15 protein-coding genes are annotated in these 13,011 nt (G+C 63.1%); 7 read left to right on the plus strand and 8 right to left on the minus strand.

Going from position 1 to position 13,011, the window contains the following annotated elements; translation table 11 throughout:
• Positions 1 to 29 precede the first annotated feature (29 nt).
• Entirely contained in the window at positions 30 to 413 is a 384-nt protein-coding gene (locus J3485_RS11695; protein ID WP_206952620.1) for a hypothetical protein, read from the minus strand.
• Between the two features lie 639 nt (positions 414 to 1,052).
• On the opposite strand from J3485_RS11695, the gene J3485_RS11700 reads away from it, so the two are divergent.
• Positions 1,053 to 1,796 (plus strand): sulfite exporter TauE/SafE family protein, encoded by a 744-nt coding sequence (locus tag J3485_RS11700; protein WP_374192418.1) that lies wholly within the window; start codon positions 1,053 to 1,055, stop codon positions 1,794 to 1,796.
• Here the strand turns inward: J3485_RS11700 and J3485_RS11705 are convergent.
• A complete protein-coding gene (locus J3485_RS11705) occupies positions 1,789 to 2,559 on the minus strand; it encodes a tetratricopeptide repeat protein (protein ID WP_206952621.1) in 771 nt (256 codons plus the stop codon). The two genes, J3485_RS11700 and J3485_RS11705, sit on opposite strands and share 8 nt — an antisense overlap.
• Before the next feature lie 202 nt (positions 2,560 to 2,761).
• Between J3485_RS11705 and J3485_RS11710 the strand changes: the two genes are divergently transcribed.
• The 5 genes from J3485_RS11710 to J3485_RS11730 all read left to right on the plus strand — a co-directional run bounded on the left by J3485_RS11710 (position 2,762) and on the right by J3485_RS11730 (position 5,009).
• Positions 2,762 to 3,049 (plus strand): hypothetical protein, encoded by a 288-nt coding sequence (locus tag J3485_RS11710; RefSeq protein ID WP_206952622.1) that lies wholly within the window; start codon positions 2,762 to 2,764, stop codon positions 3,047 to 3,049.
• A gap of 64 nt (positions 3,050 to 3,113) precedes the next feature.
• Positions 3,114 to 3,524 (plus strand): SRPBCC domain-containing protein, encoded by a 411-nt coding sequence (locus J3485_RS11715; RefSeq protein WP_206952623.1) that lies wholly within the window; start codon positions 3,114 to 3,116, stop codon positions 3,522 to 3,524.
• Positions 3,482 to 3,895: a glutathione S-transferase family protein gene (locus tag J3485_RS11720; RefSeq protein WP_309477011.1), complete on the plus strand. Its 414-nt coding sequence runs from the start codon at positions 3,482 to 3,484 to the stop codon at positions 3,893 to 3,895. Before J3485_RS11715 ends, J3485_RS11720 begins: the two co-directional genes overlap by 43 nt.
• A 413-nt stretch (positions 3,896 to 4,308) precedes the next feature.
• A complete protein-coding gene (locus tag J3485_RS11725) occupies positions 4,309 to 4,611 on the plus strand; it encodes a type II toxin-antitoxin system MqsR family toxin (protein ID WP_206952624.1) in 303 nt (100 codons plus the stop codon).
• Positions 4,608 to 5,009 (plus strand): type II toxin-antitoxin system MqsA family antitoxin, encoded by a 402-nt coding sequence (locus J3485_RS11730; protein ID WP_206952625.1) that lies wholly within the window; start codon positions 4,608 to 4,610, stop codon positions 5,007 to 5,009. The genes J3485_RS11725 and J3485_RS11730 overlap by 4 nt, the downstream gene beginning before the upstream one ends.
• Positions 5,010 to 5,074: 65 nt before the next feature.
• Here the strand turns inward: J3485_RS11730 and J3485_RS11735 are convergent, their stop codons facing one another.
• On the minus strand, positions 5,075 to 6,343 hold the full coding sequence (locus J3485_RS11735) for an MFS transporter (RefSeq protein ID WP_206952626.1): 1,269 nt from the start codon (positions 6,341 to 6,343) through the stop codon (positions 5,075 to 5,077).
• A 107-nt stretch (positions 6,344 to 6,450) separates the two neighbouring features.
• On the opposite strand from J3485_RS11735, the gene J3485_RS11740 reads away from it, so the two are divergent.
• Positions 6,451 to 7,341 carry a LysR substrate-binding domain-containing protein gene (locus tag J3485_RS11740; protein WP_206952627.1) on the plus strand — a complete coding sequence of 297 codons (891 nt, stop codon included), beginning with the start codon at positions 6,451 to 6,453 and terminating at the stop codon, positions 7,339 to 7,341.
• 13 nt (positions 7,342 to 7,354) lie between these two features.
• On the opposite strand, the gene J3485_RS11745 is transcribed toward J3485_RS11740, so the two are convergent.
• From J3485_RS11745 to J3485_RS11765, 5 genes are all read right to left on the minus strand, one after another.
• Complete coding sequence (locus J3485_RS11745) at positions 7,355 to 8,044, minus strand: OmpA family protein (RefSeq protein WP_206952628.1); 690 nt, start codon at positions 8,042 to 8,044, stop codon at positions 7,355 to 7,357.
• 102 nt (positions 8,045 to 8,146) lie between these two features.
• The gene (locus tag J3485_RS11750; RefSeq protein WP_206952629.1) at positions 8,147 to 8,911 is read right to left on the minus strand and encodes a flagellar motor protein; all 765 of its coding nucleotides are present in this window, start codon (positions 8,909 to 8,911) and stop codon (positions 8,147 to 8,149) included.
• A gap of 91 nt (positions 8,912 to 9,002) precedes the next feature.
• Positions 9,003 to 10,238, minus strand: a complete 1,236-nt coding sequence (locus tag J3485_RS11755) for a Crp/Fnr family transcriptional regulator (RefSeq protein ID WP_206952630.1) — start codon at positions 10,236 to 10,238, stop codon at positions 9,003 to 9,005.
• Positions 10,239 to 10,688: 450 nt separating this feature from the next.
• Positions 10,689 to 11,084 carry a 2-oxoglutarate dehydrogenase gene (locus J3485_RS11760; protein ID WP_206952631.1) on the minus strand — a complete coding sequence of 132 codons (396 nt, stop codon included), beginning with the start codon at positions 11,082 to 11,084 and terminating at the stop codon, positions 10,689 to 10,691.
• Positions 11,085 to 11,131: 47 nt separating this feature from the next.
• On the minus strand, positions 11,132 to 12,976 hold the full coding sequence (locus J3485_RS11765; protein WP_206952632.1) for a S10 family serine carboxypeptidase-like protein: 1,845 nt from the start codon (positions 12,974 to 12,976) through the stop codon (positions 11,132 to 11,134).
• Positions 12,977 to 13,011: the final 35 nt, after the last annotated feature.

The following is a 13,011-nucleotide window of genomic DNA, read 5'->3' on the forward strand; positions in this document are numbered from 1 at the left end:
CGGACATGCTAGCACCGCGCGGCGCACACTCAGTCCTTCGCGGCTGCCGGCACCGGCGGATTGGCGAGCTCGGGCGGCGCGAGCCAGTGCAGTGCCGTGAGCTTGTTGCCGTCGAACGTGCATTCGGCCGCGGCGATTTTGACGGCGGGCTTGGCGGCGGGCCGGGGTGCCGTTGCACCCGATGCGCCGGCGGAAGCTGCCGCGGTTGCAAGCGTGCCCTCGACGACGACGCGCGTACCGTCGATGCCTACGCCGACATGCGAGACCGACAGCGTTTCCGGCGGTACGGCCTTGCCGGCCGCTTGGCGCATTTGCGCCTTACACGCGCTCGGATTCGAGTACAGCGTGCAGCCGCCGGCCAGGAGCGACGCGATCGAGAGCAACGCGAACACAGGGAGCGAGAGCTTGTTCATCGGCGATCCTGATTTCCGAAGGGCGCCATTTTAGCCGAGGATAGCCGTATCCGCGCCCGGCCACGCGCGGATACGGCGCTGGGCACCGCGGGCCTAGCTGAATTGGGCGCGACCGGTGGTAGAATCGCGTCCGCCCTGCCCGGGTGATGAAATTGGTAAACATAGCGGACTTAAGCAATTGAGTGCCCGGCTGGAAACGGCCGATGCAGAACCCTTCAAATTCGGTGAACCCCCTGGCCCCCGTGTTCGCGTAAGCGCGGCAGCGGCGCCGAGGCAACGCCGAGCCAAGCCCGAAAACGCGGTCCGTCACGCAAGGCCGTTTCGCGGAAGGTGTAGAGACTAGACGGGGGGCGCCTAATGCGGCGCGCACGAACGAGCTTCGAGCGCACCGAGATGGCGAAGGCATAGTCCAGCGCACGAACGGCAATGCACGCATCGCCGGCATCGAAAGATGCAGTGTGACGAAAATCCGCCGCCTCGCGGCTTGCCGGTTCGAGTCCGGTCCCGGGCACCAACGACTGATTGCACGGCGTCAAGCCTTGTTTGGTTTCGAGGTGGTTTCGTGCGGCGGTTCGAGCGCCGTTCACAGCCTCGACGCGCGGGCATCCGCGACGCCCCAACCCTTTTCCGCTCTCGTTCATGCTGATTGCCCTCGTCGTCGTAGCCGGCCTGTGGGCCGGGCTGCAAAATGCACTAGCCGGCGGCGGCTCGTTCGTCACGCTGCCTGCGTTGATCCTCACCGGCATGACGCCGCTCGCAGCGAATATCACGTCAACCGTTGCGTTGTTTCCCGGTCAGGTGATGTCGGGCGTCGCGGGTCGGCGCCTCGTCAGCGGCGCGAACCGGCTACCGTTCTCCGTGCTGTTCGGCGTGAGCGTGATTGGCGGCGCGCTCGGCGGGGGTCTTCTGCTCGTCACGCCATCGTCGGTGTTCGCGCGGCTCATTCCGTGGCTCGTGCTGTTCGCCACCGCCGTCTTCGCCTGGGGTAGCTTTTTTCGCCGAGCGAAGGAGACGACTTCGCATCTCTCGCCGCGCACCGCCGCGTTCGTCCAATTTCTGATTGCGATTTATGGCGGCTATTTCGGCGGCGGAATCGGCTTCCTGATGATGGCGGCGCTGACGATGGCGGGGTTGCCCACGCGCAATGCGGGCGCCACCAAAAACGCGCTGGCCGGCGTCATGAACGCGGCAGCCGTGGCGATTTTCGTGACGTCTTCGCTGCTTCACTGGCGCGAAGCGATCGCGCTCGGCATCGGCGCCTTCGTCGGCGGCCTGGCCGGCGTATGGGCCCTGCACCGCGTCAATGAACGCGTGCTGCGCATCGCCATCATCTGCATCGGCGTTGCGCTGACGATTGGCCTCTTCCTCAAGCCGATTAGCTGATTGGTCCTGCCGTCGACGCCAGCCCCGCCTGCGCACGCTGCAGCCACTCGCGGTTATGCTCACGCGCGTATCGCGGCCAGTGCTTACCGTCCTGCAAAATCTCCGCGAACAACGCAGCGGCACGCCGGCGATCCGCTTCATCAGGCTGCGCCGCGAGCCAATCGGCGAACAAGCACCGAGGTGCGGCGTCGCTCGCGCATGCCAATGCCGCTTCGAACGCCGCACGCGTGCCCGGCGCGTCAAGCGCCGCGAGCGTGCGCGCATAAAGCAAGGCCGGCTCGGCTTGGTTACGCTTCTGCGGATCGGCCTCGAATAGACGGGTCAACGTCGTATCGGCTGCAGCGTAACGGCTCAGTGCGAACTGCGCCCGCGCCAAGCCGAACAAGAGCGCGGGATCGTTGGCGAAGGGGCCATTCGCAGCCGCCTGATAATGCTCCATCGCCTCCTGCGCGTTGCCGGCCTCCAGCAGCGCAGTGCCGAGCCGCAGGCGGTTCGCCACCGTGGGCGCGCGATCGAACTCGGCACGGCTCTCGCGCACCGCGCGGTTTGGGTCGACGAACTGCGTGATCGCCCGCGCGGCAACGTGCGCACCGCGCGACCGACGCAGGCTCGGCAGATAGACCGCGAAGAAATACACGAGGCTGCCGAGCATCGGGAATGCAAAGAGCACGAACAGCCAATAGACGTTCTGCTGGTGACGCACGACATGCACGGCGAAGTAAATCGCGACGATGACGTCAAGACCAATTCCAAAGTAAGACATGTGTGTTCGTTCAACTCTCGAGTCGGAACCCGTGGCGCGCAAAACACGCCCGCTTTTCGTAATGTGGCGCGAGCCGCTTAAGCCACACTTAAGGGACCTCTGACAAAAGGCACCCACCTGCAAAGCAACGTCTGAACGGCCGCCGCATTGCCGAACTCCTCGGCATCGACGGTGTCGAACAGCACACCGCCGGAGAATTGAAATGAAGGGCTTTCGTTACGTTATCGCGTCCATCGTCATGGGTGTCGTGTCGACCACGTCATGCTACGCCAACCCTGCGGCGACTCAGCAAACCGCGGCCGATGCCAACGAGTGCACGGTAGTTGCCGATCGGTCCGCTGCGGCGCCGAAACCGCCGGTGCTCAGCATAGGTGTCAGCGATCCCAACACGAAGCTGAACCTGCCTTGGTTTCTGACTGACTTCGTGAACGCCGTGAACACGCACCAATCCGCTCACTGCTTGCTGCACGCGCTTCGAAGCGGGATTTAGCCGCCGCTCGTTGGCTTCGCCTCGGCCAACTGCTCGAAAGCGGCGAATTCAACGGAGAGGAGCGATGACGGACGTCCCCCTTTTCCTCGGTACGTTCACGCCGAACCGGGTGTGGGCCGCCCGGCCCGAGCGGGTATTCGCCGCATGGCCGGACCCGCTGCTGGAAGCCCAGTGGTTTGCGGGCCCGGCGCAACGTCGGTCGTTGGTTCGTCGGTCGTTGGTTCGTCGGTCGATGGATTTTCGCGTGGGCGGCGTGGAGGTACTGGAAGTCCGATTCAACGAGAGCGGCATGGGAACGCTGTACGAAGCCCGCTTTCACGTGATAGAACCTGCCCGGCGCCTCGTCTACGACTACGATCTCCATCACGCGGAACGCTTCCATTCGGTGACGTCATCGAGTATCTCGACCTGTTCCATGGACACGGGAGCCCGATGGTGCCGCAAGATCCGCGTGAGGCGCTCGATGCACGCATGATGGCCGACGTGTTCGACGATTATGTCAGCGCGCCGATGCAGCGTATCGTCGCCGACGCTTTACGTAGCCAAGACGAGCACGATCCGCGCGGCGTCGCCGATGCGCATGCGGTGCTCGATCGAAGCTATGACTGGCTGAACGCGCGTCTGAAGGGGAACGAATGGGCAGCCTGCGGGCAATTCACGATTGCCGATTGCGCCGCGGCGCCGGCGCTTTTCTACGCCGACTGGGTTCATCCGATTACCGAGCGCCGCGCGGCACTCGCCGCATATCGAGCGCGACTCTTGTCCCGCCCGTCTGTGGCGAGGGTCGTCGACGAGGCTCGTCCTTATCGACGTTTCTTTCCGCTGGGTGCGCCGGATAGAGACTGACTTCGCATTCGCGACAACCATCTAAAGTCGCGGCAGTCATCCAACGCCCGCAGCGAGTCCTCTGCGCTAAGCCATCAAAGGCGTCGGCACGGAGTTCCGCCTACGACCTTTACGGCTGCGCCCCCATCTCACGGTGCCGGCTGAAAAGTCATGTGCCCGAGAACGCGAAGCTACTCACGCTCCTCGTTGATCGCGCCAAGCTGCAATCGGAATCGGCTCAGCACCGTCGCAGGCTCTTTGTCTGAAATTCGTGCGATCACGCACCTCACGAGAAAGCTGAAGCATAGGATCGGTGACCGCGGCCCAGCATCGTCGCTTGGACAGAGCGTGCGAACCGCCCCGCTGACGAGACGACATCATGCGCTCCGAAATTGATCAACTTGACAAATTAACCTTCTTGGTTAAACTTCCTAGTGGAAAAGAACACACCACACAGTAAGCTGCCTAGCGTAAAGGCGCTCATCGAAGCAGGCAAAGTGCGCATGACCACGAGCGCGGTGATTGGTGCGCGCCAGCTTGGTTTCACGGAATCGGCAATGCTGGCAGTGGCCATGTCTCTCACGAAAGCTGATTTCTACAAGAGCATGACGACATACGCTGATCACACGGTTTGGCAGGATGTGTACCGACCGAGCACCGTGTACGGCGAGGTGTATCTGAAATTGACGGTGATCGACGACGTGTTGATCGTGTCGTTCAAGGAGTTATGGATATGAAATGCCCGGCATGTGGTGCGGCAAAACTAAATCGCGACACGCGAGACGTCCCCTACACATACAAGGGAGAGTCAACAGTGATTCCCGACGTGACCGGCGATTTCTGCCCGGCATGCGGCGAAGCGGTGTTAGAGATGGCAGCGTCGATGCGCTTCGGCGAGGCAGTAACTGCATTCAACAAGCAGGTGAACGCCGCGATCGTCGACCCCAAATTCATCGCGACCGTGCGTAAAAAGCTATCGCTGGATCAACGTGAAGCGGCGGAGATTTTTGGGGGTGGAGTCAATGCCTTTTCCCGATACGAGACCGGTAAGACGAAGCCACCGCTTGCACTTGTGAAGCTATTGAAGGTACTGGACCGTCATCCCGACTTGCTGGCGGAAGTGCGAGCGGCCTGAAATTCGATGGATCGTTGCCATCGCGGCTGGTTCGTCGCCGTACGGGCCCCGGCGCCATCACCCATCTACACCTTCATATTCGCAGCGGCCGCGGCACGCATCCGCACGGCCGGCACGAAGTACCACACCGCGGCGGCAATCTGCATGGCAACCAACACCGCCCATACGGTTTGATGCGCCGCCGCAGGGTAATGGCCGTCGCGCACCGGCCAGCGGCCGAGCGCCGCCCCGATGGCGATTTGCAGTGCGAAGATCGCAAGGAAGATGACGAGCGTAAAGGAGGTGTTCACGCGCCCGAGCAGCCGTGCCGGGAAATGCTCGGCCAGCACCGCGTAAGTGAGAATGCCCGTTCCGCCCAGCGCGCCGTATGCCGCCCACAGCACCGCGTCGGGCAACGGCACGCGCGCGGCAATCATCGCCTGCACCGCAACGAACAGCAGCATCGTCACGCCCGACGACAAATAAACGCTCACACCCCGTCGCTCCAACGCCCGCGCCAATGCCCCAAAGCCGAGATTGCCCGCGATGAAGGCCGCCCCCAGCAGCGACACGAGCGTTGCCGCACGTGCTCCCGCTGCGGCGGCGTCGGCACCGGCCAAAGAGAAATTGCGCAAGGAGACGTCACGCAGAAAGGCCCCGACCCAAAGCGATTGCATCGCATAAAACACGCTTTGCGTGAGGCCGGAAAACGCCGCTAGTTTCCAGAATGCCCGGCTGCTCAGCACATGCCACGTACCCTTGAACTGGTCCACCAGGCTGGTTTGCGGATGCGCCTCGCGCGCAGACGGCGCCCCGATCCAAATCGCCGCCGCGGCCACGGCCGTGAGCACGGCCAGGCCAGCCCCTACCGAACGCCAACCGGCGATCGACAACAGCCACGACAGCGGCGCTCCCACGGCAACGCCGCCCAGCCCGCCGGCCGCCATCACGATGCCGTTGACAAACGTGAGTTGACCGACCGCGAAATGCTGCGCGGTCGCCTTGAATGCGCCGCCGAGGCACGCCGACACGCCCACGCCGATCAGAAAGCGCCCCACCATCATGGCGCCGAGGCTACCGGCCGAACTGAAGATCAGCGCGCCCGCCGCGGCGATCAGCATGGTGCACGCGGTCACACGGCGCGCGCCGAAGCGGTCGAGCAACACGCCGACCGGAATCTGGGCCCCCGCGAAGCCGAGAAAATACAGGCTCGTCAACGTCCCCAAATCGGTAGCCGACAGGCGCAGGTCATGAATCAGGAACGGAGCGAACCCAAGATTGACGCCGCGGAACAGGTAGGAAACGAAGTACCCGATCGAGAAGACGGCCAGCAGGCGCAATTGAGTCGAAGTCATCACGAAATCACAATACCGTCGTCGAAGATGTGGCTCGATTATTCGCGACGATCCACGCCCATGCCAGCGAGAGATTTCATCATGTAATGTGAGTAGAATTTGACGCCATGGCCACCTCACTTCCTCCGCTTCAGGCATTGCGTGCCCTCGAAGCCGCCGCGCGCCGGCGTAGTTTCAGCCGCGCCGCCGAAGAACTTCATTTGACGCACAGCGCGGTCAGCCACCATTTGCGCGGGCTCGAGGAACAGCTCGGCGTCGAGTTGTTCCGCCGCGCGGGCGCACGCATGATCCCCACGGCGGCGGGCGCGCAGTTGGCTGAGCGCGTGCGTCACAGCCTCGACGACCTACGCGACGCGCTCGACGCCACCCGCCGCGGCGCGCAGGGCGCTCGCGGTGCGACGAGGCTCGAACTGAGCGCGATGTCGGACTTTCTCTCTATTTGGCTGATCCCTCGGCTTGGCGACTTCTACGATCGACATCCGCTCATCGATCTGTCGCTGCGCATGCATGCCGATGTCATACCGCCCGATCCGTACTCGGTCGATATCGGCATCTGGCACCGCCGCGTCGACGAACCGGGCTTCGAAATCCGCAAGCTGCTCGACGATCAGGTGATCGCCGTCTGTAGTCCCTCGTTGCTCGCGCGATATCCGAATTTCCGGATCGAGGATCTTCCGTCGATGCCGCTGCTGCACTTTTCTCGCCGGTCTTGGCGCGATTTCTTCGAAGCGGCCGGCCTGCAAGCGGGGGAGCCCGAACGCGGGCCCGTCTTCGACGACGCCGGCATGATGTTGCAGGCGACCGTCAACGGACAAGGCGCCGCAACGGCACGACTGCAACTGGCGCGCGGATACTTGGCCCGCGGCGAACTGGTACAACTCGGGCACGTGCGGATTCCGGCCTCGCTCGACTATTTCTTCACCTGGCGCGAAGGGCATCCGCGCGAAGCGGCGATCTTGCAGTTTTATCGCTGGCTCAAGGGGCAACTCAGCGGCTGAGCTCGCGCGCGACTCAATACTGCACGAGAATCGTGACGCGGCGGTTGGCCGCGCGCGCGGCTGCGTCGTCGCCGAGCACGAGCGGCTCGTTGTCCGCGCGGCCGATCGCCGAGAGCCGATGCGGCTCGATCCCCTTGTCGACGAAGAATCGAACGACGGCACCCGCCCGCGCGGCCGACAGCTCCCAATTGGACGCATACTTCGCGTTCGAGATCGGCACGCTGTCGCTGTGACCTTCGACGAGGATGTTCTTCGCCGAATGCGTCGCCAGCACCTGCGCCACTTGATCGAGGACGCCGATCGAATCGGGCAGCAAGCGCGCGTCGCCCGAGTTGAAGAGGACCTTCGCGTTGATCGCGATCTCGACGCCTTGCGGCGACGGGTCGACCGTGATCGCGTGCGCGTCGCTGAGCGGCTTGAGCAAGGCGACGAGCGCCGCTTGGGCGGTGCGGCGCGCGTCGACCTTGGTTGTCGTCGCAGCCTGCGCACGCGTACTCGCGACCTGCGCTTCCAACGCCTTCGTCTGCAGATCGTGGTCCTTCGCGAGCTCGAGCACATACAGCGCGAGGAAGAACACCATCAACGTCGTGATGAGATCCGCGTACGAAATCAGCCAGCGCTCAGCGTGCTCTTCGGCTTGATCGTGCGCGTCGTACCCAGCCTCGCTCGAGACGAGGCGTTTGCCGTCCGCCAGAATACTCATCGGCGTTCGCTCCTTTCTACTGTGCCGGATCGACCGGGCCGCGCAATGCGGCCCCGACCGACCTTCGAACCCTATTCGCTCATCGCTGCATCGCCGCGCCGTTCAGGCGAGCGACTCGGCCGCGCGCTCGCGCACCTCGGCCGCGAGGCGCGTCTCGATCGTCTGCGGCGACTCCTTGCGCGAAATCGCGAGAAGGCCGTCCATATAGAGTTTGCGGAAGCGCAACTCGCTGTCGACTTGCGCCTTGATCTTGCCGTATAGCGGCAGAAACACGAGGTTGGCCAGCGCAAGACCGTACAGCGTCGCCGTGAACGCCGTCGCGATGCCGCTGCCGAGCTGCGCCGGCTCGAGCACGTGCCCTGTCACTTGGATCAAGCCGAGCACGGCGCCGAGAATACCGAACGTCGGGGCATAGCCGCCAGCCTGCTGCCAGATGCGCGCGGCAGCCATGCGGTTGCGCTCGTATGCCGCGATCTCGCGATGCAGCGAGTCCTCGAGCACTGCCGTCGTCACGCCGTTCGCGAGCAGTTCCAAGCCGCGCTTGGCAAAGGCGCTGATGCCCGTCGCGTCGATCGATTCGAATGCGAGCATACCGTTGAGCTTCGCCTGATCGCCCCATTCGAGCAGCATCGTCAAGCTGTCCCGATCGACGTGCCGCGCCTTCATGAACGCGAGGTGAAGCTGTTTGATGCCGTCGAAGAAGCGCGCCCACGTGTTTTGAATCATGACCGCGCTCAACGTGCCGCCGAACACGATCACGAACGCTTCGCCTTGAATCAGCGTCGTGAAGTGCCCGCCTTCGAGCCAAAAGCCCACGCCGATAGCCGCGGTGCCGAACAGCGCGCCGATGACGGTTAGCAGATCCATAAGTACTCCTAACTAATACGATTTGCTTAGCAGTCCGAATCGATGATCGATGACGCCGGTACGGCCATCGAGGCCGCTGCGCGTCAGCGCATCATGCTTCGCGGCTCATGGGCGCCGGCGCTTGGCCGCTGGCCGCTTTGATGGAGCGAATGGTGTCGACGAAGCGCTGCTCGATGTCGTCCACTTCGGCTTGGTCGATCTTGAGATCGCGCCGCATGACCCACGACACTTCCTTCTTGCGTGCTTCCGTCATCACGGAGAACAGCTTGTCGACGACGGCCTGGTCGCCGGACGACGCCGCCAATTTCGCCAGATCGTAGGTATCGGTCGTGCTGACGGCATCGAACAGCGTGCGATGGTCGACGAAACCGATGTCTTCGAGCGATTTGAATTCACCACCGCGTGCGCGCTTCGAGAAGTAGCTCACGCCCTTCTCTTCCACGTAGTGAAGCACCTTCGTCTTGCGGAAGGCGAACACGTCGTCGGCGATCTCGTCGTGCGACAGCTTGTTGAGCAGCATCTTGCGCTCGACGCCGATCAGCGCTTCGAGATCGGCAAGCTCGATCAGCTCGAGCTCGCTGTTGATCGCGATGTCGAGATCCTGATCGGCCACTTGCTGGGCACGCTCGGTAATACGAAAGGGGTCGAACGTGACGACTTGGCGGTTCGATGCGGCGTCTTGGCCCGCGTAGCGCGAATTGCCGCTCAGATGCTCGGCCCGGCCGGTACCCAACGACACCAGGTTCAGCTTTTCCATACGCCCGAGCATCGTCATCACGTGCGGACGCGAGTGGCCCGCGATCGCGCGGCATTTCTTGATGACTTCGGGCAGCGGTACCGACACCTCGTCGGGCTGGCCGCGACGCATGCGTCCGTCCATCGAGTCGGCGGCCTCGCTGCCCGCCATCAGCGCGAGCACGTGCGCGTACGACACGACGCCGGGCAGGAAATCGGCATGCGTATAGGTGGCGAGCAGATCGTCCTTCTTGCGGCTGCGGCGGATCGTCGTGCGCACGATATGGCGCAGCAGTGGCGACGCGCGTTCGAGCTCCTCCTCCACCATGCTCACGTGCACGACCGTCAACTGGCAAAACGAGAGGGCCTTGGCCGTATGCGCGCGCGGTTCGGCCTGAAGCAGCACGGCCTCGCCGAAGAACTCGCCCTTGGCGAGCGTGGCGATGACGACCTTCTTGTCGTCGCAGCGTGTCGAGAGTTCGACCTTGCCCTCGGTGATGACGTAGAGGACGGCCTCCCCGGCGAAACCTTCGGAATAGATCACTTCTCCGGGCGCGGCCGTACGCGTCCAAGACGATCGTTGCTGGTTCAAGATGCTTTCCCCGTTCAATTCTTTTATTGCTCTCGAGCGCGCCGCGCAGCAGGCGGACGAGACACCGAGCCGCGGAATGACGCCGCTCATGCACCGGTTTACGACTCGTCGTTGAGATTTCTTTAGATTGCAGCCTCGAATCGAGCCGGTTTTTTCGATCAGGTAAACGCGCATCGACGCCTCGTGCGAGTCGATGTAATCATCTGACGGATCGATCAACGCAAGCGCGCACCTCCCGTTGATGTCGATCAAACCGGAGGTGCGCGATGGGTGGTGGTGCTGCTGAGTGGCGCTCGCTCGCCGAATGCTGGGCCTTGCACTTCAAACGTCAAAAGTACTACAAGTGCCCACTAACAAAAAAAACCGCCCGCGCGCGAGAACCGCGCGCGGGCAGCAAAACCACTACGATCGAACCGTTATCGAAACCCTTATCGGCCGCGATCGGCGCAGTTACTCACGCTGACGCTGCTGTAGGTACTGCCTGACGTCGCTCATCGTGACGCGCCCGCTATGTGCCGTATCGATTTCGTCGAAGTGCTTGGCGATATAGCCGAGCCCGTTCGCTTGCGCCTGAGCCTTCGTGATCGCTGCCCCATTGCCGAGCACCGTGTTCGCCCCCAGGTGTTCGTCGAGCCGCTGTTGCGCCTGCTGCGCCAGGTCGTTGCCGGTACTCGGTATCACGGCGGCCGCGCGCGTACGCGGGAAGTACGGGCCGTCCACCCCGCTGCCGCGGTTCGGCAATTGAACAGGCGCCACGGACTGCAGTGTCGCGGCGTGGGCAGCGCCGGCCAGCAGGCCGAACGCGATCCAAGGAGAGAGTCGTCGCAGCATATCGATTAGTGACATGATCCGCTCACAAGTAAAAGGTAGCCGAAGCAACTAGCAATCGCCAGTTACTGAGTCGTGGACTGCGTCGCCGCCAACGTCGGGGTGCCCGCGGGGCTTTCGTCGCGCCACGGCGGCGGCAGCATCCACAAGCCGAGCGCACCCGGTGCAGGCTGATCCGCATAGAAGTCGCGCAAATCCGATTTCATCTTCGGGCGAGCCTGATCGTCGAGATAGATCATGTGGCCGCCGGGGTAGAACGTCACTTGAAGATTCGGATTGAAGCCCTGAACCGTTTGCAGACGCGCGAGTTGCTTCTCCGTATTGAAGAACGGCGTGGCGAGATCGTGGTAGCCGTTCAGCGAAAGCACCTTCAACTGCGGATTGAGCTCGATCGCCGCCAACAGATCGGGGATCGTATCGGGCAAAGGCTGCCCCTCGTGCGAGAAGTCCCATACGTCGATGATGTTGTCGTTCAGCGGCATGTACGTCGCATTCGGTGCCGTGTAGCCGAGGTACGTCGGCATCTGTGTCGCTAGCGCCGTCGTGAACGGCTGCGAGATCAAGATGTCCGACGGATCGCCGTCGCTTTGCAAACGCGGATCGGAATCCGGCAACGACACGCGCCCGTCGTAACGGCCGATCGTGTAACCCGGCAGCAGCGAGGTATTGAACGGGTTGGCGTTGAAGTAGCCGGTCAGCGATTGCATCGACAAGCCCGATGACCACGTCCACGAAGCCAGTGTCGGCGCGCTCGGGAACACTGGTGTGCCGAGGAAGTCGGGCACGCCGAGCTGGCTCAGCACCCACGACTGCGCGTATTGCTTGAAAGCGGGATAGTGGGTGGACGAGAACAATTCCGACTGGAACGCGAACAACGCCGGATCGACCTGGACGCCCGGCACCGCCAGTTGATTGAAGTAAGCCGAGACCTCGGCGTAGCCGGGGTAGTAGCCGCTCACGGTATCCGTGTCGAGCTTCAACGCGTTCATGTCGATCGTGTTGCCGCTCAGAATGGCGACGGCTTCGATCGCATCGGCGAAGTAGTTGAGGATCGACGATTGCAGCGTGATCCCCGTCAGATGGACGCCGGCCGATTCCAGCGAGAGCGCGAGCATGTCCGTGCGCGGCGTGCCGTACGATTCGCCGTACAAATAGAGCGGCGAGTTCGTCCGGCTGTTGACCGCGATATAGCGCCGGATGAAATCACGCATGACGACGACGTCGGGATCGCTGCCCCAGTACGTCTGGTTCGTGTTCGGCGCGATCGCTTCCGAGAGGCCGGTGCCGGGCGGATCGATGAAGACCATGTCGGTCGTATCGATCAAGCTCTGCACGTTGTTCACGAGCGGGAAGTTCGGCCAATTCGTCATCAAAGGGTCGGGCGTGGAAACGCGCGTGGGCGCGAACGAGCCGAGCCGCAGCCAGATCGACGACGAACCGGGGCCGCCGTTGTAGAAGAACGTCACGGGACGTGGCTTGCCGTTCGTGCTCGGCGCCGTATAGGCGACGTACGACATGGTCGCCTCGGCGTTGCCGCCGAGATCGGATGCCGTCAAGTGCCCGGTCGTCGTCGTGTAGTTGATCGTCTGGTTGCCCGACGTCCACGTGTGATGCATGACGGCAGCCTTTTCGCTGACCTGGGTCGGGTCGAGGCTGTCGCCCGCGTTCGTCGAATAGGCGACCGGGTCTGTGTAAGGTTGATCGGTCGCGCTTTGTGGCTGCTGATTGGCGAGTGCCGATTGCGCGGCCACCACCTGCTGCGCGTTCGCGCTCGTCGCCGCCGACGAGCCGCCGTCGCCACCGCCGCAGCCCGTCAACGCTAGCGTCGCCGCGGCGATTGCACTGAGCCAGAACCCGCCGCGTACGCGGCGCTCGAGGCCTGGGGTACCACTCCTATCTCGCTTCTTCATTTTTGTCCTTGGTAGTTGAGTTGCCGTTTCTCGAG

Origin of the sequence: Trinickia acidisoli (assembly GCF_017315725.1) — a bacterium.
GTDB lineage: Bacteria > Pseudomonadota > Gammaproteobacteria > Burkholderiales > Burkholderiaceae > Trinickia > Trinickia acidisoli.

Coding starts and splice junctions, on each gene's coding strand:
- J3485_RS11710 (WP_206952622.1), top strand. CDS start 2,762: ATGAAGGGCTTTCGTTACGTTATCGCGTCCATCGTCATGGGTGTCGTG.
- J3485_RS11695 (WP_206952620.1), bottom strand. CDS start 413: ATGAACAAGCTCTCGCTCCCTGTGTTCGCGTTGCTCTCGATCGCGTCG.
- J3485_RS11705 (WP_206952621.1), bottom strand. CDS start 2,559: ATGTCTTACTTTGGAATTGGTCTTGACGTCATCGTCGCGATTTACTTC.
- J3485_RS11730 (WP_206952625.1), top strand. CDS start 4,608: ATGAAATGCCCGGCATGTGGTGCGGCAAAACTAAATCGCGACACGCGA.
- J3485_RS11740 (WP_206952627.1), top strand. CDS start 6,451: ATGGCCACCTCACTTCCTCCGCTTCAGGCATTGCGTGCCCTCGAAGCC.
- J3485_RS11700 (WP_374192418.1), top strand. CDS start 1,053: ATGCTGATTGCCCTCGTCGTCGTAGCCGGCCTGTGGGCCGGGCTGCAA.
- J3485_RS11760 (WP_206952631.1), bottom strand. CDS start 11,084: ATGTCACTAATCGATATGCTGCGACGACTCTCTCCTTGGATCGCGTTC.
- J3485_RS11720 (WP_309477011.1), top strand. CDS start 3,482: ATGGTGCCGCAAGATCCGCGTGAGGCGCTCGATGCACGCATGATGGCC.
- J3485_RS11765 (WP_206952632.1), bottom strand. CDS start 12,976: ATGAAGAAGCGAGATAGGAGTGGTACCCCAGGCCTCGAGCGCCGCGTA.
- J3485_RS11750 (WP_206952629.1), bottom strand. CDS start 8,911: ATGGATCTGCTAACCGTCATCGGCGCGCTGTTCGGCACCGCGGCTATC.
- J3485_RS11715 (WP_206952623.1), top strand. CDS start 3,114: ATGACGGACGTCCCCCTTTTCCTCGGTACGTTCACGCCGAACCGGGTG.
- J3485_RS11745 (WP_206952628.1), bottom strand. CDS start 8,044: ATGAGTATTCTGGCGGACGGCAAACGCCTCGTCTCGAGCGAGGCTGGG.
- J3485_RS11735 (WP_206952626.1), bottom strand. CDS start 6,343: ATGACTTCGACTCAATTGCGCCTGCTGGCCGTCTTCTCGATCGGGTAC.